General features: G+C 35.0%; 34 protein-coding genes. 4 read left to right on the top strand and 30 right to left on the bottom strand.

Annotated features, from left to right (window positions below; genetic code table 11):
* Positions 1 to 19: 19 nt before the first annotated feature.
* The 29 genes from rpsK to rpsL all read right to left on the bottom strand — a co-directional run bounded on the left by rpsK (position 20) and on the right by rpsL (position 14,986).
* Positions 20 to 403: a 30S ribosomal protein S11 gene (gene rpsK / locus ABS764_RS13710; protein WP_026714629.1), complete on the bottom strand. Its 384-nt coding sequence runs from the start codon at positions 401 to 403 to the stop codon at positions 20 to 22.
* Between the two features lie 8 nt (positions 404 to 411).
* Positions 412 to 786: a 30S ribosomal protein S13 gene (gene rpsM, locus ABS764_RS13705; RefSeq protein WP_035659214.1), complete on the bottom strand. Its 375-nt coding sequence runs from the start codon at positions 784 to 786 to the stop codon at positions 412 to 414.
* A 2-nt stretch (positions 787 to 788) separates the two neighbouring features.
* The gene (ykgO, locus tag ABS764_RS13700) at positions 789 to 905 is read right to left on the bottom strand and encodes a type B 50S ribosomal protein L36 (RefSeq protein ID WP_002987490.1); all 117 of its coding nucleotides are present in this window, start codon (positions 903 to 905) and stop codon (positions 789 to 791) included.
* 11 nt (positions 906 to 916) lie between these two features.
* The gene (infA, locus tag ABS764_RS13695) at positions 917 to 1,132 is read right to left on the bottom strand and encodes a translation initiation factor IF-1 (protein WP_026714631.1); all 216 of its coding nucleotides are present in this window, start codon (positions 1,130 to 1,132) and stop codon (positions 917 to 919) included.
* 4 nt (positions 1,133 to 1,136) lie between these two features.
* A complete protein-coding gene (secY, locus tag ABS764_RS13690; protein WP_408082356.1) occupies positions 1,137 to 2,483 on the bottom strand; it encodes a preprotein translocase subunit SecY in 1,347 nt (448 codons plus the stop codon).
* A gap of 14 nt (positions 2,484 to 2,497) precedes the next feature.
* Complete coding sequence (gene rplO / locus ABS764_RS13685) at positions 2,498 to 2,950, bottom strand: 50S ribosomal protein L15 (RefSeq protein WP_408082355.1); 453 nt, start codon at positions 2,948 to 2,950, stop codon at positions 2,498 to 2,500.
* Positions 2,951 to 2,963: 13 nt separating this feature from the next.
* The gene (rpmD, locus tag ABS764_RS13680; RefSeq protein ID WP_026707002.1) at positions 2,964 to 3,146 is read right to left on the bottom strand and encodes a 50S ribosomal protein L30; all 183 of its coding nucleotides are present in this window, start codon (positions 3,144 to 3,146) and stop codon (positions 2,964 to 2,966) included.
* Positions 3,147 to 3,158: 12 nt separating this feature from the next.
* Entirely contained in the window at positions 3,159 to 3,683 is a 525-nt protein-coding gene (rpsE, locus tag ABS764_RS13675; protein ID WP_085950926.1) for a 30S ribosomal protein S5, read from the bottom strand.
* 3 nt (positions 3,684 to 3,686) lie between these two features.
* Positions 3,687 to 4,037: a 50S ribosomal protein L18 gene (gene rplR, locus ABS764_RS13670; protein WP_035659219.1), complete on the bottom strand. Its 351-nt coding sequence runs from the start codon at positions 4,035 to 4,037 to the stop codon at positions 3,687 to 3,689.
* 11 nt (positions 4,038 to 4,048) lie between these two features.
* Positions 4,049 to 4,591, bottom strand: a complete 543-nt coding sequence (gene rplF / locus ABS764_RS13665; protein WP_408082354.1) for a 50S ribosomal protein L6 — start codon at positions 4,589 to 4,591, stop codon at positions 4,049 to 4,051.
* A gap of 20 nt (positions 4,592 to 4,611) precedes the next feature.
* On the bottom strand, positions 4,612 to 5,010 hold the full coding sequence (rpsH, locus tag ABS764_RS13660; RefSeq protein WP_408082353.1) for a 30S ribosomal protein S8: 399 nt from the start codon (positions 5,008 to 5,010) through the stop codon (positions 4,612 to 4,614).
* 75 nt (positions 5,011 to 5,085) lie between these two features.
* Positions 5,086 to 5,355, bottom strand: coding sequence for a 30S ribosomal protein S14 (rpsN, locus tag ABS764_RS13655; protein WP_026707007.1), 270 nt, complete (start codon positions 5,353 to 5,355; stop codon positions 5,086 to 5,088).
* A gap of 3 nt (positions 5,356 to 5,358) precedes the next feature.
* On the bottom strand, positions 5,359 to 5,910 hold the full coding sequence (gene rplE / locus ABS764_RS13650; protein WP_073245937.1) for a 50S ribosomal protein L5: 552 nt from the start codon (positions 5,908 to 5,910) through the stop codon (positions 5,359 to 5,361).
* Between the two features lie 2 nt (positions 5,911 to 5,912).
* Complete coding sequence (rplX, locus tag ABS764_RS13645) at positions 5,913 to 6,227, bottom strand: 50S ribosomal protein L24 (protein ID WP_073245935.1); 315 nt, start codon at positions 6,225 to 6,227, stop codon at positions 5,913 to 5,915.
* A gap of 12 nt (positions 6,228 to 6,239) precedes the next feature.
* A complete protein-coding gene (rplN, locus tag ABS764_RS13640) occupies positions 6,240 to 6,608 on the bottom strand; it encodes a 50S ribosomal protein L14 (RefSeq protein ID WP_026714640.1) in 369 nt (122 codons plus the stop codon).
* Positions 6,609 to 6,610: 2 nt separating this feature from the next.
* Complete coding sequence (gene rpsQ / locus ABS764_RS13635) at positions 6,611 to 6,868, bottom strand: 30S ribosomal protein S17 (RefSeq protein ID WP_024981515.1); 258 nt, start codon at positions 6,866 to 6,868, stop codon at positions 6,611 to 6,613.
* 16 nt (positions 6,869 to 6,884) lie between these two features.
* Positions 6,885 to 7,076 (bottom strand): 50S ribosomal protein L29, encoded by a 192-nt coding sequence (gene rpmC, locus ABS764_RS13630; RefSeq protein ID WP_073245933.1) that lies wholly within the window; start codon positions 7,074 to 7,076, stop codon positions 6,885 to 6,887.
* Between the two features lie 11 nt (positions 7,077 to 7,087).
* Positions 7,088 to 7,513: a 50S ribosomal protein L16 gene (gene rplP / locus ABS764_RS13625; protein WP_008464295.1), complete on the bottom strand. Its 426-nt coding sequence runs from the start codon at positions 7,511 to 7,513 to the stop codon at positions 7,088 to 7,090.
* A gap of 18 nt (positions 7,514 to 7,531) precedes the next feature.
* The gene (gene rpsC / locus ABS764_RS13620; protein WP_073245931.1) at positions 7,532 to 8,281 is read right to left on the bottom strand and encodes a 30S ribosomal protein S3; all 750 of its coding nucleotides are present in this window, start codon (positions 8,279 to 8,281) and stop codon (positions 7,532 to 7,534) included.
* Positions 8,282 to 8,285: 4 nt separating this feature from the next.
* Positions 8,286 to 8,699, bottom strand: a complete 414-nt coding sequence (gene rplV, locus ABS764_RS13615) for a 50S ribosomal protein L22 (RefSeq protein ID WP_408082352.1) — start codon at positions 8,697 to 8,699, stop codon at positions 8,286 to 8,288.
* A 5-nt stretch (positions 8,700 to 8,704) separates the two neighbouring features.
* Positions 8,705 to 8,983: a 30S ribosomal protein S19 gene (gene rpsS / locus ABS764_RS13610; RefSeq protein WP_024981511.1), complete on the bottom strand. Its 279-nt coding sequence runs from the start codon at positions 8,981 to 8,983 to the stop codon at positions 8,705 to 8,707.
* A 7-nt stretch (positions 8,984 to 8,990) separates the two neighbouring features.
* Positions 8,991 to 9,815: a 50S ribosomal protein L2 gene (gene rplB / locus ABS764_RS13605; RefSeq protein WP_408082351.1), complete on the bottom strand. Its 825-nt coding sequence runs from the start codon at positions 9,813 to 9,815 to the stop codon at positions 8,991 to 8,993.
* 9 nt (positions 9,816 to 9,824) lie between these two features.
* Complete coding sequence (rplW, locus tag ABS764_RS13600; RefSeq protein WP_035659234.1) at positions 9,825 to 10,115, bottom strand: 50S ribosomal protein L23; 291 nt, start codon at positions 10,113 to 10,115, stop codon at positions 9,825 to 9,827.
* Between the two features lie 7 nt (positions 10,116 to 10,122).
* Complete coding sequence (gene rplD, locus ABS764_RS13595; RefSeq protein WP_408082350.1) at positions 10,123 to 10,752, bottom strand: 50S ribosomal protein L4; 630 nt, start codon at positions 10,750 to 10,752, stop codon at positions 10,123 to 10,125.
* Positions 10,752 to 11,369, bottom strand: a complete 618-nt coding sequence (gene rplC / locus ABS764_RS13590; RefSeq protein ID WP_408082349.1) for a 50S ribosomal protein L3 — start codon at positions 11,367 to 11,369, stop codon at positions 10,752 to 10,754. The genes rplD and rplC overlap by 1 nt, the downstream gene beginning before the upstream one ends.
* Before the next feature lie 155 nt (positions 11,370 to 11,524).
* Complete coding sequence (gene rpsJ, locus ABS764_RS13585; RefSeq protein WP_007803605.1) at positions 11,525 to 11,830, bottom strand: 30S ribosomal protein S10; 306 nt, start codon at positions 11,828 to 11,830, stop codon at positions 11,525 to 11,527.
* An 11-nt stretch (positions 11,831 to 11,841) separates the two neighbouring features.
* A complete protein-coding gene (gene fusA / locus ABS764_RS13580; RefSeq protein ID WP_408082348.1) occupies positions 11,842 to 13,998 on the bottom strand; it encodes an elongation factor G in 2,157 nt (718 codons plus the stop codon).
* Positions 13,999 to 14,008: 10 nt separating this feature from the next.
* A complete protein-coding gene (rpsG, locus tag ABS764_RS13575) occupies positions 14,009 to 14,485 on the bottom strand; it encodes a 30S ribosomal protein S7 (RefSeq protein WP_026727879.1) in 477 nt (158 codons plus the stop codon).
* Between the two features lie 117 nt (positions 14,486 to 14,602).
* Positions 14,603 to 14,986: a 30S ribosomal protein S12 gene (gene rpsL / locus ABS764_RS13570; protein WP_007136570.1), complete on the bottom strand. Its 384-nt coding sequence runs from the start codon at positions 14,984 to 14,986 to the stop codon at positions 14,603 to 14,605.
* 289 nt (positions 14,987 to 15,275) lie between these two features.
* Here rpsL and ABS764_RS13565 point away from each other — a divergent pair, with 289 nt between their 5' ends.
* The 3 genes from ABS764_RS13565 (at position 15,276) to rlmB (ending at position 20,837) form a co-directional block, all read left to right on the top strand.
* Entirely contained in the window at positions 15,276 to 18,485 is a 3,210-nt protein-coding gene (locus ABS764_RS13565; protein ID WP_408082347.1) for a SusC/RagA family TonB-linked outer membrane protein, read from the top strand.
* A 7-nt stretch (positions 18,486 to 18,492) separates the two neighbouring features.
* Positions 18,493 to 19,983: a RagB/SusD family nutrient uptake outer membrane protein gene (locus tag ABS764_RS13560; RefSeq protein ID WP_408082346.1), complete on the top strand. Its 1,491-nt coding sequence runs from the start codon at positions 18,493 to 18,495 to the stop codon at positions 19,981 to 19,983.
* Between the two features lie 119 nt (positions 19,984 to 20,102).
* Positions 20,103 to 20,837, top strand: coding sequence for a 23S rRNA (guanosine(2251)-2'-O)-methyltransferase RlmB (gene rlmB, locus ABS764_RS13555; protein WP_408082345.1), 735 nt, complete (start codon positions 20,103 to 20,105; stop codon positions 20,835 to 20,837).
* 54 nt (positions 20,838 to 20,891) lie between these two features.
* Here rlmB and ABS764_RS13550 read toward each other — a convergent pair whose 3' ends face one another.
* A complete protein-coding gene (locus ABS764_RS13550) occupies positions 20,892 to 21,659 on the bottom strand; it encodes a rhomboid family intramembrane serine protease (RefSeq protein WP_408082344.1) in 768 nt (255 codons plus the stop codon).
* Between the two features lie 161 nt (positions 21,660 to 21,820).
* Here ABS764_RS13550 and ABS764_RS13545 point away from each other — a divergent pair, with 161 nt between their 5' ends.
* On the top strand, positions 21,821 to 23,098 hold the full coding sequence (locus ABS764_RS13545; protein ID WP_408082343.1) for a replication-associated recombination protein A: 1,278 nt from the start codon (positions 21,821 to 21,823) through the stop codon (positions 23,096 to 23,098).
* The last annotated feature ends 17 nt before the right edge of the window (positions 23,099 to 23,115 follow it).

The following is a 23,115-nucleotide window of genomic DNA, read 5'->3' as shown; positions in this document are numbered from 1 at the left end:
TTATACTTAAATTATATTATTAAACTCTACGTCTCTTTGGAGGACGACATCCGTTGTGAGGCATTGGAGTAACATCAATGATTTCAGTTACTTCGATTCCTCCGTTATGAATAGAACGGATAGCAGACTCACGTCCGTTTCCTGGTCCTTTTACATAAACCTTAACTTTTTTCAATCCAGCTTCAAGAGCTACTTTACTACAATCTTCTGCGGCCATCTGAGCTGCGTATGGAGTGTTCTTTTTAGAACCTCTAAAACCCATTTTACCAGCTGAAGACCAAGAAATAACTTCACCTTTTTTGTTTGTCAAAGAAATGATGATGTTATTGAAGGTAGCAGAAATATGAGCTTCTCCCGTTGATTCAACGATAACTTTACGTTTTTTTGTAGTTGCTTTAGCCATATTACTTATTATTTAGTTGCTTTTTTCTTGTTAGCAACAGTTTTTCTTTTACCTTTTCTAGTTCTAGAGTTGTTTTTAGTTCTTTGTCCTCTTAACGGAAGACCAGTTCTGTGACGAATACCTCTGTAACATCCAATATCCATTAAACGTTTGATATTCAAAGAAACTTCTGAACGCAATTCTCCTTCAATTTTGAATGCTCCAACAGCCTCACGAATTGCTCCGATCTCGTCATCATTCCAATCTTGAACTTTTTTGTCCTGGCTAACCTGAGCTTTCTCTAAAATCTCTATAGCTCTACTTTTTCCTAATCCGAAGATGTAGGTAAGTGCAATAACACCTCTCTTGTTTTTTGGGATATCTACCCCTGCTATTCTTGCCATAATTATCCTTGTCTTTGTTTAAATCTAGGATTCTTTTTGTTTATTACGTATAATCTACCTTTTCTACGTACGATAATGCACTCGGCACTTCTCTTTTTTACTGATGCTCTTACTTTCATTGTGAATATCTTTAATATCTATAAGTAATTCTTGCTTTAGACAAATCGTAAGGGCTCATCTCCAATTTCACTTTATCACCAGGTAATAATTTGATATAATGCATGCGCATTTTTCCTGAAATATGAGCAATTACAACATGTCCATTCTCTAATTCTACACGGAACATTGCATTTGATAATGCTTCAATGATTGATCCGTCCTGTTCTATTGCTGATTGTTTTGCCATAAAATTAAGCTACTGCTTTTCTATTTTTTCCGCTTTTCATTAAACCATCATAATGTTTATTCAACAAATACGAATTGATTTGCTGAATTGTGTCAATTGCAACACCTACCATAATTATCAATGAAGTACCTCCAAAAAACATTGCCCAAGATTGCTGAACATCCATAAGACTTACAACTATGGCTGGGAACACAGCTATTAGAGCAAGAAATAAAGAACCTGGAAAAGTTATCAAAGACATTACTTTGTCAAGAAAATCAGAAGTTTCAGCTCCAGGTCTTACACCCGGAATAAAACCACCACTTCTTTTTAGATCATCTGACATCTTATTAGTAGGAACTGTAATTGCTGTGTAAAAGAAAGTAAATACTACAATTAATGTAGCAAATACAAAATTATACCAAAACCCAAACATATTACTAAATGTACCTACAATAGACTGTGAAGTATCGGACTTTGACAATCCTGCTAAAGCAGCAGGAATAAACATAATTGCTTGCGCAAAAATAATTGGCATAACCCCTGAAGCATTCAGCTTTAAAGGAATCCATTGTCTATTTCCTCCTAACATATCTTGTTCAAAATCACCAGAAGCAGTACGACGTGCATACTGAACTGGTATTTTTCGAATAGCCATAGTTAACAATACACAAGCAATGATAACTAAAAGCCAAATAATTATTTCAATCACTAACAACATTGGACCTCCGTTGTTATTAGTAACTCTAGTTGTAAATTCCTGAATAAATGCTTGAGGAAATCTTGCAAGGATACCCACCATAATTAATAGTGAAATTCCGTTTCCAATCCCTTTATCAGTTATCTTTTCTCCTAACCACATGGCAAAAATTGTACCTGTAACTAAGATAATTACCGAAGAAAATAAGAATTCAAAAGAACTAAAACCTAATAAAAATGCACTTCCTGGTAAAGTTCTGTAAAGATTATAAATATACGTAGGCCCTTGAACTAAAGTAATAACAATAGTAAGCCAACGAGTAATTTGGTTAATCTTCTTTCTACCACTTTCTCCATCACTTTGTAATTTTTGCAAATAAGGAATAGCAATTCCCATAAGCTGTACAACGATAGATGCAGAAATATAAGGCATAATTCCTAAAGCAAAAACTGACGCTTTAGAAAAAGCTCCTCCAGTAAACATATCTAAAATAGACCCTATACCATTTTCGGTCTGGCCTGCTAAACTGTTTAATTGTGTAGCGTCAATTCCTGGTAGCGTAACATGTGCTCCAAAACGATAAACTAAAAGTAATCCTAAAGTGATTAGAATCCTGTTTTTTAGCTCTTCGATTTTCCAAACATTGCTTATTGATTCAATAAATTTCTTCATAGTTAATTGAAAAATTATATTGTTACAGCCTCTCCGCCAGCAGCTTCAATAGCAGCTTTTGCAGTAGCAGTAAATTTGTGAGCAGTTACTTTTAATTTAGCTTTCAATTCTCCTCTTCCTAAAATCTTAACAATTTCATTCTTAGTAGCTAAGCGGTTTGCAACAAAAACTGTCATATCAACAGTATCTGTAACCACACCATTATCAACTAATAATTGAAGCGTATCAAGATTTACACCTTCGTATTCTTTACGATTGATGTTTGTAAAACCAAACTTAGGAACACGTCTTTGAAGCGGCATTTGACCTCCTTCAAAACCAATCTTCTTAGAATATCCAGAACGAGATTTTGCTCCTTTGTGTCCACGTGCAGCGGTACCACCTTTTCCAGAACCTTCTCCTCTACCTAATCTTTTATTTTGATTGTGTGTTGACCCTTCAGCTGGTTGTAAGTTACTTAAATTCATAACAATATTTTTGTTATTTAGCTTCTTCTACAGAAACTAAGTGTTTAACTTTGTTTATCATCCCAAGGATTGCAGGGTTTGAATCATGTTCTACAACCTGACCCATTTTACGTAGACCTAAAGCCTCTAATCCTCTTTTTTGATCAAGTGGACAGTTGATTTTACTTCTAACTTGTTTTACTAATAATTTAGCCATAATTTCCTTGAATTAACCTTTAAAAACTTTCTCTAAAGATACTCCTCTTTGTTTTGCAACAGTATGAGCACTTCTCATTTGTAATAATGCATCAAAAGTTGCTTTCACTACGTTGTGAGGATTTGATGATCCTTGAGATTTAGACAATACATCGTGAATACCTACTGATTCAAGAACTGAACGAACAGCTCCACCAGCAATAACTCCTGTACCATGAGAGGCAGGAATTAAGAATACACGTGCACCACCAAATTTACCTTTTTGTTCGTGAGGAACTGACTGACCATTCAAAGGAATTTTTACTAAATTTTTCTTAGCATCTTCTACTGCTTTCGCAATTGCTTCAGAAACGTCTTTAGATTTTCCTAATCCGTGACCAACTACTCCATTTTCATCACCTACAACTACAATCGCAGAAAAACCAAAAGCTCTACCTCCTTTTGTAACCTTAGTAACACGATTAACACTTACCAGACGATCTTTAAGTTCAAGACCACTTGGTTTTACCAATTCTACATTTTTGTATTTAGACATAATATATTAGAATTTAAGTCCAGCCGCTCTTGCGCCTTCTGCTAATGATTTAATACGACCGTGGTATAAGTATCCTCCTCTATCGAATTTTACTGTTTCAACCCCAGCTTTTAACGCTTTTTCTGCAACAAGTTTTCCAACTGCAGCTGCAACTTCAACGTTAGTACCTTTTCCTATTTCTTTTTCTCTTGAAGAAGCAGATAATAATGTAACACCATTTACGTCATCAATAAGTTGAGCATAAATTTCTTTGTTACTTCTAAATACAGACAATCTTGGATTAGCAGCAGTACCGCTTATCGTTTTTCTGATTCTGAATCTGATTCTCTGTCTTCTTTCAGGTTTTGTTAATGACATAATCTTATTTTTTAAGCTGATTTACCTGCTTTTCTTCTTAATACTTCACCTACAAATTTAACACCTTTTCCTTTATATGGCTCTGGCTTACGGAAACCTCTGATTTTCGCAGCAACAGCACCTAAAAGTTGTTTATCTAATGATGTTAACTTTACAATTGGGTTTTTACCTTTTTCAGATATAGTTTCAACAGTTACTTCAGGAGCAACTTCCAAAATAATATTGTGAGAAAATCCAAGTGCTAAATCTAATTTTTGTCCTTGGTTTGAAGCTCTGTAACCTACTCCTACCAACTCTAAAGATTTTGTAAAACCTTCAGTCACACCAATAATCATGTTATTGATTAATGATCTGTATAAACCGTGTTTTGCTCTTTGATCTTTATGATCAGATGATCTTTCTACTTGAACCTGATCACCTTCAACTGTTACAGTTACATCCGAAAACTCCTGTGTTAGTTGACCGTTTTTTCCTTTTACTGTAATGATACCATCTTTAACTTCTATAGTTACTCCAGCAGGGATTACAATTGGACTCTTTCCTATTCTTGACATCTCTTATAAGTCTTTTTAAATTAGTATACGTAGCAAATTACTTCACCACCTACATTTAATTGCTTAGCTTTCTTTCCTGTCATCAAACCTTTTGAAGTAGAAACAATAGCAATACCCAATCCGTTAAGGATTCTAGGAATATTTGAAGAACTTGAATACTTACGTAAACCTGGTTTACTAATTCTCTGGATATCTTTAATAACTGGCTCTTTAGTATCTTTATCATACTTTAAAGCAATTTTGATAGAACCCTGAACAGTGTTGTCTTCAAATTTGTAACTTAAGATATAACCCTGATCAAATAAGATCTTGGTAATTTCTTTTTTTAGATTAGATGCCGGAATTTCAACAACTTTGTGGTTTGCAGCCACAGCGTTTCTAACTCGCGTCAAATAATCTGCAATAGGATCTGTATTCATATTTATTAATTTGCGGTTATGGTTTTCTCTGAGTCTTTCTCATTGAACCTTTAACCAATTAAAATTCTTTTTTTTTTACCAGCTGGCTTTTTTAACTCCTGGTATCAATCCATTATTAGCCATCTCACGGAAAGTTACACGTGAAATACCGAATTGACGCATGTACCCTCTTGGTCTTCCTGTTAATTTACAACGATTGTGTAAACGAACAGGTGAAGCATTTTTCGGTAATTTTTGCAAACCTACGAAATCTCCGGCTTCTAACAAAGCTTTTCTTTTCTCAGCATATTTAGCTACCGTTTTCTCTCTCTTAACCTCACGGGCTTTCATTGATTCTTTAGCCATATCTTAATTCTTTTTAAAAGGTAAACCTAATTCAGCCAATAATGACTTTGCTTCTTTGTCTGTTTGAGCAGTTGTAACAAAAGTGATATCCATTCCTGAAATTTTGTTCACTTTATCAATATCAATTTCAGGGAAAATGATTTGCTCTAAAACTCCAAGGTTATAGTTACCTCTACCATCGAATCCAGTAGCTTTGATACCACTAAAATCTCTTACACGTGGTAATGCTGAAGTAATAAGTCTGTCTAAAAACTCATACATTCTTTCTCCACGCAAAGTAACTTTTGCTCCAATTGGCATTCCTTTTCTCAATTTAAAAGACGCAACGTCTTTCTTAGAGATTGTAGAAACTGCCTTTTGTCCAGTGATCTTAGTCAATTCATCAACTGCATAGTCAATTAATTTTTTATCAGATACTGCTGCACCAACTCCTCGGCTTAAAACGATTTTTTCCAATTTAGGAACTTGCATTACGTTTGTGTATCCGAATTCTTCTTTAAGAGCAGAGATTACTCTACTCTTATATTCCTCTTTTAATCTAGGTATATACGCCATTACTATAGTACTTGATTAGATTTTTTTGAAAATCTTACTTTCTTATCTCCTTCAACTCTTACACCTACTCTTGTTGTTTCCTTAGTTTTAGGATCAATCAAAGAGATATTAGAAATTTGAATAGGAGCTTCTTTCTTTACGATACCACCTTGAGGGTTTTTCGCACTTGGTTTCGTGTGTTTTGAAACCATGTTTACACCTTCAACAATCGCTTTGTTTTTCTCACGGTCAACACGTAATACTTTACCTTCAGCACCTTTGTGATCTCCGGCAATTACTCTTACAATGTCACCTGATTTTATTTTTAGCTTTATCATCTTAAAAACGAATTAAAGCACTTCTGGTGCTAATGATACAATTTTCATGAATTGTTTTTCACGAAGTTCTCTTGCTACCGGACCAAAAACACGAGTTCCTCTCATTTCACCTGCAGCATTCAAAAGAACACATGCATTATCATCGAAACGGATATAAGAACCATCAGCTCTTCTCACTTCTTTTTTGGTACGTACAACAACTGCAGTTGAAACAGCTCCTTTTTTCACGTTTCCGTTCGGAGTTGAATCTTTTATAGACACTACAATCTTATCACCTACAGAAGCATACCTTCTTTTGGTACCTCCTAAAACACGGATAGTTAAAACTTCTTTAGCTCCTGTGTTATCTGCTACTTTTAGTCTTGATTCTTGTTGTACCATAATTATTTAGCTCTTTCTAGGATTTCAACTAATCTCCAACATTTAGATTTACTTAAAGGACGCGTTTCGCTAATTCTTACAGTATCTCCAATGTTACAGTCGTTTGTTTCGTCATGTGCAACAAATTTCTTTGTTTTCAATACGAATTTACCGTATAATGGGTGCTTTACTTTAGTAACCTGAGCAACAACAATAGATTTATCCATTTTGTTTGAAGTTACCACACCAATTCTTTCTTTTCTTAAATTTCTTTTTTCCATCTTTCGCAGATTACAATTATTGCAACTCTCTTTTTGTAAGCTCTGTAGCTAATCTAGCAACTGTTCTTCTCATACTTCTGATTTGAAGCGGATTCTCAATTGGAGATATTGCATGAGCCAATTTTAGGTCAGCATATGTTTTCTTAGCCTGGCTAAGATTTTCTTGCAACTGTGCTGCAGAAAGATCTTTTATTTCTGATTGTTTCATAATAATATAGATTATGCTTCGAAATCTCTAGCAACGACGAACTTAGTTTTTACTGGTAGTTTTTGAGCTGCAAGACGTAAAGCCTCTTTTGCAACTGACAATGGAACTCCACCAACTTCAAACATAATTCTTCCGGGTTTAACAACAGCTGCCCAATATTCAACGGCACCTTTACCTTTACCCATACGTACCTCTAATGGTTTCTTAGTAATAGGTTTGTCTGGAAATATTTTAATCCATAATTGTCCCTCTCTTTTCATGTAACGAGTTGCAGCAATACGCGCAGCCTCGATTTGACGTGAAGTAAGAAACATACCATCTTCATGAACAGATTTAATACCAAACATTCCATTTGAAAGTTCATGCCCTCTTTGAGAGTTCCCTTTCATTCTACCTTTTTGTACCTTACGGTATTTTGTTCTTTTAGGCTGTAACATTTTTCTTTAATTTAAAAATTACTTTCTTTTACGAGCGTCTGGTTTACCACCTTTGTTAAAGTTAGATTTACCACGAGGAGCATCTCCACCTTTTCCACCAGATTGTTTTTTATCCATTCCAGCAAGCGGAGAAAGATCTCTCTTTCCGTAAACTTCACCTTTCATGATCCACACTTTAATTCCCATTCTACCATAAGTAGTATGAGCTTCAGCAAGCGCATAATCAATATCAGCTCTGAAAGTTGACAAAGGAATTCTTCCTTCTTTGAAACCTTCTGAACGCGCCATCTCAGCACCATTTAAACGACCAGAAATCAAAACTTTGATACCTTCAGCGTTCATACGCATAGAAGCAGCAATAGCCATTTTGATTGCACGTCTGTAAGAAATACGGCTTTCGATTTGACGAGCGATGCTTGTCGCCACAAGATAAGCATCTAACTCAGGTCTTTTGATTTCAAAGATATTAATCTGAACCTCTTTGTCTGTAATCTTTTTAAGTTCTTCTTTCAACTTGTCTACCTCTTGACCACCTTTTCCGATAATGATACCAGGTCTGGCAGTAGTGATAGTAACGGTTACAAGTTTTAAAGTTCTCTCAATGATTACTTTTGATACACTAGCTTTTGATAAACGAGCATGTACATACTTTCTGATTTTGTGATCTTCAGCTAATTTATCGCCGTAATCATTTCCACCATACCAGTTAGAGTCCCATCCTCTGATGATACCAAGTCTATTTCCAATTGGATTTGTCTTTTGTCCCATCTTATTAATTTGCTTGTGTGTTATTATTAATAGCTCCTAACACGATTGTTACGTGATTTGAACGTTTTCTAATTCTATGTGCGCGACCTTGAGGAGCTGGACGAAGTCTTTTTAACATCATTCCACCATCTACTCTGATCTCTTTAACAAATAATCCAGCTTCTTCTAAATTACCTTCACTATTTTTTTGCTCCCAGTTGTTGATTGCAGATAATAATAGTTTTTCTAATTTTCTTGATGCTTCTTTAGAACTGAATCTTAAAATGTTAAGTGCTCTTTCTACCTTCTGACCTCTTACCAAGTCCGCTACTAAGCGCATTTTTCTAGGTGAAGTAGGGCAGTTATTCAATTTTGCGAAAGCAATAGACTTATTAGCCTCTTTTCTCGCATCTGCTGTTTCTCTTTTACGAACTCCCATTGCTTCTATTTTTTACCTTTATTTTTTGCTCCAGCATGACCTCTAAAAGATCTAGTTGGTGAAAACTCTCCTAATTTGTGACCTACCATGTTCTCTGTTACGTAAACCGGTACAAACTGACGACCGTTATGAACTGCGATAGTCTGTCCAACAAAGTCAGGAGTAATCATAGAAGCTCTAGACCAAGTCTTAACCACTCCTTTATTTCCACCTGCAATGTTCTCTTCAACTTTCTTTTCTAACTTATAATGAACGAAAGGTCCTTTTTTTAATGAACGTGCCATATCTTAATTATTTCTTTCTACGTTCTACGATATACTTACTACTCGGGTTTTTCGGAGAACGAGTTCTATAACCTTTAGCCGGTACTCCGTTTCTTGAACGTGGATGACCTCCAGAAGAACGTCCTTCACCACCTCCCATAGGGTGATCAACAGGGTTCATCGCTACTGGTCTTGTTCTTGGTCTTCTTCCTAACCATCTAGTTCTACCTGCTTTTCCAGACACAACTAATTGGTGATCAGAATTAGAAACTGCTCCAATTGTAGCCGAACAAGTCAACAAGATTAATCTTGTTTCACCAGATGGCATTTTAATTGTAGCATACTTTCCATCTCTTGCCATTAATTGAGCAAATGTTCCTGCCGAACGAGCAATTACAGCTCCCTGACCAGGTCTCAATTCAATACAAGAAATCACAGTTCCTAGAGGAACTCTACTTAAAGGTAATGTATTACCAATTTCCGGTTGAGCTTCAGCACCAGAAACTAATTTCTGACCTACTTTCAAACCATTTTGAGCAATTACATAAGTTTTCTCTCCATCAGCGTAAGCTAACAAAGCGATAAATGCAGTTCTGTTTGGATCGTACTCAATTGATTTCACTGTAGCTGGAATCCCATCTTTAGTTCTTTTGAAATCAATAATACGATATCTTTGCTTGTGACCACCACCCGTATAACGCATGGTCATCTTTCCTTGACTATTTCTACCTCCAGAGTTTTTTATCGGCGCTATCAAAGAGCGTTCCGGCTTATCAGTTGTAATGGCGTCATAACCATTCACAACTCTAAATCGCTGACCTGCGGTAATAGGTTTTAATTTTCTTACTGACATTGTTATATCTTAGATATTGTTGTAAAAATCAATTGTTTCTCCTTCTTGTACTTGTACAATTGCTTTTTTAATAGCATTTGTCTTTCCACTGATTAAACCACTTTTAGTGTATTTTGTAGTTCTGTCTGGTCTTACATTAATGGTGTTAACACTCAAAACAGTTACTCCATAAGCAGCTTCAACAGCTTTCTTAATCTCAACTTTGTTTGCTTTTTTGTTAACCACAAATCCAAAACGGTTTAAAACTTCACTTTCTTTGGTTACTTTTTCCGTTACTATAGGTTTAATTATGATACTCATACTCCTATTATTTACTTAAATTTTCTTCAATTACCTCCAAAGAACTCTCCAAAAGCACTAAATTATTAGCATTTAAAATATCATAAGTACTTAATTCTGAGCTACTTACAACATTAGACGCTTTTAAATTGCGTGACGACAAATATACATTTTTATTAGTATCACCCAACACAAATAATGATTTTTTATTTTCTAACTCTAAAGCTTTCAAAACGTTAATGAAATTTTTAGTGTTTGGAACTTCAAAATTAAAGTCTTCCAAGACGATAATACTTGATTCTTTTGCCTTAATAGAGAATGCTGATTTTCTAGCTAAACGCTTCAAGTTTTTATTCAATTTAAATGAATAACTTCTTGGTCTAGGTCCAAAAACAGTTCCCCCACCTTTAAACAAAGGATTTTTTGCACTACCCGCACGAGCAGTACCTGTTCCTTTTTGTTTTTTAATCTTACGCGTACTTCCTGCAACCTCAGCTCTTTCTTTAGCCTTATGAGTTCCTTGTCTTTGATTAGCAAGATATTGCTTTACATCAAGATACACAGCGTGATTATTTGGTTCAATTGCGAATACTGAATCAGAAAGTTGAACTTTTCTCCCAGTATCTTTTCCGTTGAAATCTAATACTTTTACTTCCATTACTTCTGAATGATTACATAAGAGTTGTTATGACCAGGAACACATCCTTTTACAACAAGCAGATTCTTTTCAGAAACCACTTTTAAAACTCTAAGGTTTTGTACTTTTACATTATCTCCTCCCATTCTTCCAGCCATACGCATTCCTTTGAATACTCTAGATGGATAAGAAGAAGCTCCCACAGAACCTGGCGCTCTTAAACGGTTGTGCTGACCATGAGTTGCTTGTCCAACACCACCAAAACCGTGACGTTTTACAACACCCTGAAAACCTTTACCTTTAGACACACCTTGTACATCTACAAATTCTCCTTCTTCAAAAATAGAAACATCGATAAGATCTCCTAATTTTTGTTCAGTTGCAAATTCTTTGAATTCAACGACTTTTTTCTTAGCTACAGTTCCCGCTTTTTTAAAGTGACCTAAAGCCGCTTTTGTGGAATGTTTCTCGTTTTTGTCATCGAAACCAAGTTGCAACGCTTCATACCCGTCAACCTCATTGGTTCTGACTTGGGTAACAACACATGGTCCAGCCTCAATAACAGTACAAGGAATATTCTTCCCGTTCTCATCAAAAAGACTAGTCATGCCGATTTTTCTACCAATTAACCCAGACATAAATATTAATTATTAATTATTAAATATAAAAACAGAACACATTCGTTTAAGTGAAGCTGTTTTTAAAAGTGGTGCAAAAGTATAACTTATTTACACACAAACCAAAAAAACTTTTCACTTAAACGAAGTGCTCTAATTTACTCTTGAAAAAAAACTTAAACTTTAATTTCTACTTCAACTCCACTAGGTAATTCTAATTTCATCAAAGCATCGATAGTTTTAGATGAAGATGAATAAATATCAATCAATCTCTTGTATGACATTACTTCAAATTGTTCTCTTGCTTTTTTGTTTACGTGCGGAGAACGCAATACAGTAAACAATTTTTTATGAGTTGGCAAAGGAATTGGTCCCGTTACCACTGCTCCGGTAGTCTTAACCGTTTTTACAATCTTTTCAGCAGACTTATCTACCAACATATGATCGTAAGATTTTAATTTTATTCTGATTTTTTGACTCATTTTCTTAAAGATTAAGCGTTTCCTTTTGCTTTTTTGATTACTGCTTCTGAAATATTAGAAGGCGTTTCTGAATAGTGAGAGAATTCCATTGTTGAAGTAGCTCTACCAGAAGACAATGTTCTTAATGTTGTTACATAACCAAACATTTCTGATAAAGGCACATCAGCTTTGATAGTCTTAGCTCCATTTCTGTCACCCATATCATTTACCTGACCTCTACGACGGTTAATATCTCCTACGATATCTCCCATATTTTCTTCCGGTGTAATAACTTCCATTTTCATAATTGGCTCAAGAATCACAGCTCCGGCAGCTTTAGCTACTTCTCTGTAACCCATTCTAGCTGCTAATTCAAAAGAAAGCGCATCTGAATCCACAGGATGGAAAGACCCATCTAACAAAGTCACTTTCAAACTATCAACCTGATAACCAGCTAAAGGACCAGTTTTCATAGCTTCTCTGAAACCTTTTTCAACAGCAGGAATATATTCCTTAGGAACGTTACCACCTTTTACTTCATTCACAAACTGTAATCCCACAGGAACTTTACCATCAACTTCATCAGCAGGTTCAACTCTAAATACGATATCACCGAATTTACCACGACCTCCAGATTGTTTTTTATAAACCTCTCTGTGTTGAGCAGATTTTGTAAACGCTTCTTTATACTCTACCTGAGGCTCTCCTTGATTCACCTCAACTTTAAACTCACGCTTCATACGATCCACCAAGATATCTAAGTGAAGCTCACCCATACCAGAGATAATGGTTTGCCCTGAAGCCTCATCAGTTCTAACTGTAAACGTAGGATCCTCTTCAGCTAATTTAGCCAAAGCCATACCCATTTTATCTACGTCAGCCTTAGTTTTAGGCTCAATAGCAATACCAATTACCGGTGCAGGGAATTTCATAGATTCAAGAATAATTGGGTGTTTTTCATCACACAATGTATCTCCAGTCTTAATATCTTTAAATCCAACAGCAGCTCCAATATCTCCAGCCTCAATATATTCGATTGGATTTTGTTTGTTAGCATGCATTTGATAAATACGAGAAATTCTTTCTTTATTTCCTGAACGAGTGTTCAATACATAAGAACCCGCATCTAATCTTCCTGAATAAGCACGGAAGAACGCTAAACGACCAACGAATGGGTCAGTAGCAATTTTAAACGCCAAAGCAGCAAAAGGCTCTTTTACATCTGGCTTACGCAAGATTTTAGTTTGATCCTCTTCCAATAACTCAGCGTCATCAGGATGAATCCCCTGAATACCTTCTTTATCTAATGGAGATGGCAAATATTTACATACTGCATCTAACATGAACTGAACCCCTTTGTTTTTAAAAGAAGAACCAGCAATCATAGGAATGATAGCCATATCCATAACAGCAGCTCTTAAAGCAGTGTTAATTTCTTCTTCTGTAATAGAGTTTTCATCTTCCATGTACTTATCTAAAAGATTCTCGTCATAAGTAGCGATTTCTTCGATAAGAATAGAACGATAATGCTTCACATCATCAACCATATCAGCCGGGATATCAACAATATCAAAAGTTGCCCCCTGAGTAGCGTCATGCCAAACAATCGCTTGGTTTTTCACTAAATCAACAACTCCTTTGAAATCATTCTCTTCACCAATTGGCAAAGTAATAGCAACAGCATTTGATTTCAACATATCTTTAACTTGTTGACAAACTGCCAAAAAGTTAGATCCTTGACGGTCCATTTTATTAACAAACCCCATACGTGGAACTTTGTATTGATCAGCAAGTCTCCAGTTTGTTTCCGATTGAGGCTCAACACCATCAACTGCAGAAAACAAGAAAACTAATCCATCCAATACACGTAACGAACGGTTTACCTCTACAGTAAAGTCAACGTGTCCAGGAGTATCAATAATATTAAAGTGATATGGTAACGATTCTGGCAACAACTTACCTTGCTCAGTTGGAAAATTCCACTCACAAGTTGTAGCAGCAGAAGTAATAGTAATACCTCTTTCTTGCTCTTGTGCCATCCAGTCCATTGTTGCAGCACCATCGTGCACCTCACCAATCTTATGTGATTTACCTGTATAAAAAAGAATACGCTCCGTTGTTGTTGTTTTACCAGCATCAATGTGAGCCGCAATTCCTATATTTCTTGTATATTTTAAGTCTCTAGCCATTTCTTACGAATTAAAATCTAAAGTGAGAGAAAGCTTTATTAGCTTCTGCCATTTTGTGAGTATCCATTCTTTTCTTAACAGCCGCTCCTTCTTCTTTAGCCGCAGCTAAACATTCTGAAGCCAACCTTTGCGCCATTGACTTTTCGTTTCTTCTTCTGGAATAAAGTATCAACCACTTCATTGCCATAGAAATTTTTCTGTCTGGACGAATTTGCATTGGAATTTGAAATGTAGCTCCACCTACTCTACGGCTACGTACTTCTACGTGAGGCATAACGTTAGTTAAAGCATCTTTCCAAATTTCTAACGAAGTTTTTTCGTCATTTTGCTTTTTAGTTTCAATGATATCAATTGCATCATAAAAAACTTTAAAAGCTGTAGATTTCTTACCATCCCACATTAAGTTGTTCACAAAACGCGTTACCAATTGATCATTAAATCTTGGATCTGGTAAAAGGGGTCTCTTTTTTGCCGCTCTTTTTCTCATGTCTTTTTTTTAATAAAAAGTTATGGGTTATCCGTTAAATGTCATGTGTTATAGACGCTATCAACAACAGCAATCATCAACCCTCAACTCCTAACCTTTAACTCTTAACGTTTTAAATTACTTTTTTGCTTCTTTTGGGCGTTTAGCACCATACTTAGATCTTCTTTGCGTTCTTCCAGCCACACCTGATGTATCAAGCGCACCACGAACGATGTGATATCTAACTCCTGGTAAATCTTTTACCCTTCCACCCCTAACTAATACTATCGAGTGCTCTTGTAGATTGTGACCTTCACCAGGAATGTAAGCATTTACCTCATTACCATTTGTCAAACGTACACGCGCTACTTTACGCATCGCTGAGTTTGGTTTTTTTGGTGTAGTAGTGTAAACACGCGTACAAACTCCTCTTCGTTGAGGGCAAGAATCTAAAGCAACCGATTTACTCTTCTTAGTTATCTGAGTTCTTCCTGTTCTTACTAATTGTTGAATTGTTGGCATAATTAATACTAAAAATTATTATGTAAATTTAAATCCCGCTTTTTACGGGCTGCAAATGTATAAATTATTTTTTACTCTACAAATGTTAATTCATTAATTTTCAATAACATCATCTTACACTATTAAAAATTAAAAAAAAGACAATAATTTTATAACATTAACTTAAAAAAAAGTGATATTTTAAACACATTCTCAAAAAAGCCTTTGAAACAAAAAAACAACACACAACAATTAGGTTGTTTAACAAAAAATTAAGAGATTTGTTTCTGGAACCCAAAAGCTACAATCAATGAAACGAAAACTTAATGTATTTTTGTCATTATTATTATTAATGATAATCACCCAACTTTCTTATTCACAAGAAAGAACAGTAACCGGTACTGTATTAGATAATACAGGACTTCCACTGCCAGGCGCCAGTGTTTTAATAAAAGGGACACAATCAGGTACCCAAACAGATTTTGATGGAAAATTCAGCATCAAAGCAAAATCAGACCAAGTCCTTATCTTTAGTTTTATAGGTATGAAAACTGAAGAATACAAAGCAATTTCAACAAAAATAGATATTACAATGCAAGAAAGTGCACGAGATCTAGACGAAGTCGTAATTGTAGCTTACGGCTCACAGAAAAAAGAGGCAATTACAGGATCAATTAGTGTTATAAAATCGGATAAGATAGAAAACGCAACTTTCTCTAATGCAGTCCAAAGTTTAGAGGGCTTAGTATCAGGTTTAAGAATAACACAAGCTGACGGTAACCCAGGAGCAGATCCAATTATCAGAATCAGAGGGTTTGGCTCAATAAATGCTGATAGCTCTCCCTTAATTGTTTTAGATGGAGTACCTTATTCAGGAAGTTTAAGTAGTATAAATCCGCAGGATATTGAGTCAACCACTGTTTTGAAAGATGCATCTTCTACTTCTTTGTATGGTAATAAAGCATCAAATGGCGTATTATTAATTACAACAAAAAAAGGGAAAAGAAATAATAAGCCTCAAATAAACTTTGATACTAGGTATGGTATAACACAGAGAGGTTCAAAAGAATACAATATTATTAAGAATCCTAAAGATTTTTATGAAGCATACCATAGTGTATTAACAAACTCTGAATATTATAGACAAAATGCTAATGGAACTCCAATTACTTTACAACAAGCGAGACAATTTGCCAGTGATAATTTGATTGACAGACTAGGCTACAATGTTTATAATGTTGCTGACAATGTCTTGATTGATCCAATTACTGGCAAACTTAATAGTTCTGCAAGTTTATTAGTAAATGACAGTTGGGAAGAAGCATTATTCAGGGATTCAGCAAACTTTACTTCAACAAACTTAAATATCTCTGGTGGTAATCAAGATATAGATTATTACTTCTCTTTAGGGAACGAACAAAATAATGGTTACACGGTAAGAAGTAATTTTAAAAGAAGCACCGCAAGATTAAAAGTAAACGCTGCTAATATTGTAAACATAATTTCTTTGAGTGGTGATGTATCGTATGCTAAATCTAATAGCCAGGCAATACCGGCTACTTTTAGTCTAACAGATGGTACTCCATCAACAGATTTCTCTAATGCTTTCGCATGGACAAGAAGAATTGCGCCTATATTTCCAGTTTATCAATACGATGCCAACTGGAATCCAATAATTAACACCAATAATCCCGGTGGATATGCCTATGATTTTGGATTCACACAAAATTTTGGCGGTGGAATAGTAAGAGGCCCTAGAAATTATGCCCCTGGCGAACACCCTCTTGCTGTCATAGAAAATACTCAACAAACAAATGCTAAAGATAATTTTAATGCTGCATTTAGAACCAAGATAGATTTGCCTTTTGGTTTAAAATTTGAATATGTAATGAATTACCTTGTAGAAGTTGATCAAAACATTGACTTTACCAAACCAGGCGCAGGAGCATTTGCATTGGCACAAAATGGCCTTTTAACAAACACTAAAGATAATTATTCCGCATTTACTAATCAACAATTGCTAACATGGAAAAAAGATTTTGGAATACATGAAGTAGACTTTCTTCTTGGTCATGAAACTTATGAAGAGAATTTTAGCACATTGGGCTTAACTAAATATAATATAATAGGAGATTTTAGCCCCATATTAGACAACACTTCTGTTTATATTGATGCGAGTAATTATAATACAAGATATGTTACCGAAGGCTACTTCTCAAGATTTGTTTACGGATTAGACAACAAATATTATCTGAATTTATCTGGGAGATACGATGCTTCTTCTGTATTCCATCCTGATGCACGATGGGGTGCCTTTTGGTCAGCAGGTGGATCCTGGATAATGAGCAAAGAAAAGTTTATGAATGAATCTAAAATTATAAATTATGCCAAATTATCTGTTAACTATGGAACTACTGGTAATGACCGAATTTTATATCCAGACGGATTTCAAACAAGAAACTTTACTGTATATGAAAACCAATATGAGATAGGTGAAAGCAATGGCCAATTAACTCAAACTTTAAAACATTTAGGAAATAAAGATATCACTTGGGAAAAAGCAGCAAGTTTTGACATCGCATATAATATGAGTTTATTTGATAGGTTGAATATTAATTTAGGCTATTTTAGAAAAACTTCAAAAGATCTTTTGTTTAACAATCCTATACCACTTTCAACTGGACAAGCTACCAGTCCTCAAAACTTTGGCACAATGGTAAATAGCGGCATTGAGACCGAAATATCATGGAATGCAATAAAAAGAGAAAAAACTAATTTAACCTTTAATGCGAACCTATCCACGCTTAACAATGTAATTAAAGAACTCCCAAGGGATAATATACAAGTTGGGAGTTTTAGAAGAACTGTTGGACGAAGTATTTATGACTATTACATGGTAAAGTTTGCTGGTGTTAATCCTGAAAATGGTAATGCACAATACTTCACAAAAGATGATAGTACAGGTGAAGAAATCATAACCGAAGATTATGCAAGTGCTGTTACATCTGGAAGAGAATTTCTGAACAAAAAAGCAATTCCAGATATTACTGGAGGTTTTGGGGCAGACTTACAGCTAGGTAATTTTTCTTTAGGACTTCAATTTGCATATCAATTTGGTGGCTACGGTTTAGATAACGAGTATTTTGCACTTCTAGGTGCCACTCAAGACGTTACTAATTTTCCAGATTATCATAAAACATGGACTATAGAAAATACAACAGCAAGCTTACCCAGAGTAGATCCGTTGTCCCCTAATCAATATAGAATTTCTGATTTATATCTTGTAGACCAAAGCTATTTAAGTCTATCTAATATTAATATAGGTTATCTGTTAAAAAATGATGCTTTAAAAAGAAACCATATCGAAAGTGTTAAGATTTACGGAATTGTAAATAATGGATTTTTATTATACAGTGCTAGACAAGGCTACGATCCCCGTCTTAGTTTGGTTGGTTCGTCTTCAAGTGAATATGGAGCTAATAGAACAATTGTATTGGGAATCAATGTTAAATTAAATTAAAATTATCATGAAAAAAATTGAAAAATATCCGTACAAGAAAATAATCAATTATACGTTCTTGATCCTAATTTTGTCGAATTTAACATCTTGTACCGATTTAGATCAAGAATTTGACAAACAGGAGTTATATACAGATTCACACGCTACAGCAGTTATAAATTCCGGCAGTACACAAGGATTAAAAGCTCTAGATGGTGCTATTTTAGCTTATATCAGAGATGGTGAATCTGATGACGATGAATTTGGAATTAAAGCTGTTGATCTCGGAATGGATTTACGAAGTAATGATATGGACATGAGTGACAATACATGGTTTGGCTTCTATAATAATTATGATAATGTTATCTTAACTTCAAATGATAATGCATTTATTTGGAAATTCTTCTATAAAATTATCAACAATTCAAATGCCATAATTAATTTAGTTCCATCTACCGCACCAGAAGAAAGTTTGGTTTTCAAATATAAATCACACGCTTATAGAGCCATCGCATATTTTTATTTATTAAGAATATATCAGCACACAACAGCAGATGATTCGACATTAGCTATTCCTATAGACAAAGGGGATTTTGTGGGCCAGCCTAAATCCAATGTTAGCGATGTTAAAAAGTTGATACTTGATGATTTAAACACAGCATATGAAGGGTTGGAATCATACCAAAGAGCATCTAAAGAGGAAGTTGATGCAAATGTAGTAGCCGCATTTTTAGCAAGATATCATTTAACTTACAAAAATTGGGCTGAAGCCGAAAAATATTCAGATATTGCTATGCAAGTTGGAAGTATCAGTAGTGATGTCCTACACGGATTCGACGACATTTCTCTTTCCGAAGTTTTATGGGGAGCAGATGTAACACCAGCTACATCTGAAATATATGCTTCTTTCTTTGCTCATTCCAGTCAAATAAATGACGGTTATAGTGGTTGGGATCATGTCAAAACGATTAATTCTAATTTATATGATTTTATACCATCTACAGACAAAAGAAAAAAATGGTTTGCGGATCAACTTTATCCAGCCAATACCGTTATAATTCCTGGCACATGGGCTCATTACGATGACACTCCTAAATATACAAGCTTAAAGTTTATATCAGAGCCAGGGCCAGGTGAGTTTATTGGAGATTACATTTATTTAAGAAACACAGAGTTTTATCTAACAAAAGCTGAAGCTCTAGCTAGACAAAATAAAAATTCTGAAGCACAGCAGGTATTATTTGATTTAAACTCTATTAGAGATGATAACTACATTAAATCTAGTAAAACTGGACAAGCGCTTATAGATGAAATTTTGATGTATAGAAGAGTTGAATTATGGGGTGATGGGGTAGCTTCTTTTGATATGGCAAGAAATGGCATTGGTTTGAACAGAAAAGACGGCAGATTAAATCCTGTAATGCCCGGTGCTGATTTAGTAATTCCCGCATTAGATAAAAGAATGATTTACGCTATACCCTTATCAGAAATTGATGCTAATCCAAACATAAATAACTAAAAATATAAAATAAAAAAGTAGATTTTTTTAATTATTTATACATCAATTGACTTAAATAAAATTAAAACACACTAAAAACCATCCTAAAATAGGATGGTTTTTTTTTATATATTTGCGCCATGGAAAAAGAACATCAAATATTCGGGATTAGAGCTATTATTGAAGCAATTCAGGCAGGTACAACAATAGATAAAGTGTACATTCAAAAAGAAGCCTCAGGCGAATTGATGAAAGACCTGATGAAGGTAATGAAACGAGCGAATATCAATTTTTCTTATGTTCCTGTTGAAAAATTAAACAAACTCACTCCTAACAACCATCAGGGTGCAGTAGCAACCATCTCTCCTATTTCGTTTTTTGATTTAGAAACATTGATTGAAACTGTTGTTGAAAATGGTAAAAAACCATTATTCCTAATCTTAGATCAAATTTCAGATGCCCGTAATTTTGGTGCAATTATCAGAACTGCCGAATGTACAGGAGTAAACGGAATCATCATCCAAAAATCAGGGTCTGCTCCTGTAAATGGCGACACTGTGAAAACTTCAGCCGGCGCAGTTTTCAACATTCCTATTTGTAAAGTAGAGCACATTAAAGATGCTATTTTTCTTTTGCAGGGAAGCGGAATCAAAACTGTTGCAGCGACTGAAAAGACAGAAGACACTATCTATAATGTAAATCTAAACGAAGCTGTCGCAATTATTATGGGTTCTGAAGACCGAGGAGTAAATCCTTCAGTATTAAAAATTGTGGATGAGAAAGCAAAACTTCCTATGTTTGGAACAATTGGTTCTTTGAACGTTTCAGTTGCCTGCGGTGCTTTCTTGTACGAAGCAGTAAGACAAAGAAGCTAGGCAATTTTAAAAAGCAGAACTTAGATTTCAGATTTCAGAAAATATCAAAACGAATTAGGACTCAGGCTCTGATTCGTTTTTTTTATTTTCAACAAGATTGTAATTAATATCATAATTAGAAGAATAATATGCTTGTATTTCCTCTTCGGGCTCTACGATAGGAGGATTTACAAAATTACCATTTTCATCAAAACGCTGCATGAATTTATCTTTTGCAGGATCGTAGTCAGACATTTCCCAATCGTATTTGGGTACTTTTTTAAATTCAGGCGTTTGATATAAAACTGCCAAAGCAAAGCCCGTTATCAATCCTGCCAAATGCCCTTCCCAGGAAATCCTATCATCCACTTTTGGGAAAATATACCATATCATACCTCCATACATCATAATAACCGATAAAGACAAAGCTACTAATCGATAATATTTAGTGAATATTCCTTTAAAAAAAATAAAAGCAAACAATACATATATAAAGCCGCTAGCACCAATATGATAACTTTCTCTTCCAATCAGCCAGGTTAAAATCCCAGAAAATAAAATACCATAACCTACTACCCGCATCGATTGTTTAGAATAAAAAAATTGTATAGCGGCCAGCAAAACTAAAAGTGGAATAGAATTATTATACAGATGCTCCAAATCAGAATGAATAAACGGACTGAAAAATACGCCCTGTAATCCTGAAAAAGTGCGGGGATAGATTCCGTTTTCCACAAAGTCAAAATCGAAACGGATTTCGAGCCAATACACAAACCACAGGAACAACACAAAAAAAAGTGGCAGTCCTATAACTGCGTTTGTAAATTTAAAATTCTTATCCATTTTGTTTTCTTTAAAACAATTCAATCAATTTTGTAACCAAACAGAATATTATGCTATTTTGTCATAAAGTTAATTCGGTATTTCGAATAATTATTGATTAGGTAGTTATAATGTTCTAAATTTGGTTTTTAAATCAGATAATAGCTGAATTACGATTAAAAATGGAAGCACCACTGGCAGAACGCATACGCCCACAAAAATTAGACGAATACATCAGCCAATTGCATTTGGTCGGACCCAATGGATCTTTGACACAACAAATAGCAAAAGGAATTATTCCGTCATTAATTTTCTGGGGACCACCGGGAACAGGAAAAACCACTTTGGCTCAAATTATTGCGCAGGAATCACAACGTCCTTTTTTTATATTGAGTGCTATCAATTCAGGGGTAAAGGATATTCGGGATGTAATTGAAAAAGCCAAACAAAGTGGCGGACTTTTTACTGCCAAAAACCCTATCTTATTTATAGATGAGATTCATCGTTTTAGCAAATCGCAACAGGATTCCTTATTAGCTGCAGTAGAAAAAGGCTGGATTACCTTAATTGGAGCTACCACCGAAAATCCAAGCTTCGAGGTCATTCCCGCACTATTATCCCGTTGCCAGGTATATGTTTTGAATGCCTTTACAAAAGCCGATTTAGAATCGCTTTTGGAGCGTGCTATGCAAACGGATACTTATCTGAAAACTAAAAAAATTCAATTAAAAGAAACGGAAGCTTTATTACGCCTTTCAGGTGGAGATGGACGCAAACTATTGAATATTTTTGAATTGGTTGTTAATGCTTCAGCCGGAGACGAAATTACCATTACCAATGAACGTGTATTGGAATTAGTACAACAAAACACCGTTTTATATGACAAAAGTGGTGAGCAGCATTATGACATTATTTCGGCTTTTATAAAATCCATTCGCGGAAGTGATCCGAATGGTGCCGTTTATTGGCTGGCAAGAATGATTGAAGGTGGAGAAGACGTAAAATTTATTGCCCGGCGATTGCTTATTTCGGCAAGTGAAGATATTGGGAATGCCAATCCTACCGCTTTAATTATGGCCAATAATACCTTTCAGGCCGTAACCACCATTGGTTATCCCGAAAGCCGGATTTTATTAAGCCAATGCGCTATTTATCTGGCGACGTCGCCAAAAAGCAATGCTTCATATGTGGCTATTAATACAGCACAGCAAATTGTAAAACAAACCGGTGATTTATCGGTTCCAATTCATTTGCGAAATGCCCCCACAAAATTAATGAAAGAATTAGGATATGGGGAGGAATATAAATACTCCCATGAATTCGCTAATAATTTTGCTGAACAGGAATATTTACCCAAAGAAATAGAAAACACCCCCATTTATGTTCCCGGAGAAAATGCCAGAGAAAAAACTACCCGCGAGTTTCTTAAAAACCGATGGAAAGACAAATACGGATATTAAAAAAAACGGCTTTCAAA

Source organism: Flavobacterium plantiphilum (assembly GCF_046000495.1).
Taxonomy (GTDB): Bacteria; Bacteroidota; Bacteroidia; order Flavobacteriales; family Flavobacteriaceae; genus Flavobacterium; species Flavobacterium plantiphilum.
The sequence above is the reverse complement of the archived record's forward strand: the minus strand, read 5'-3'. Positions and strand labels throughout refer to the sequence as shown.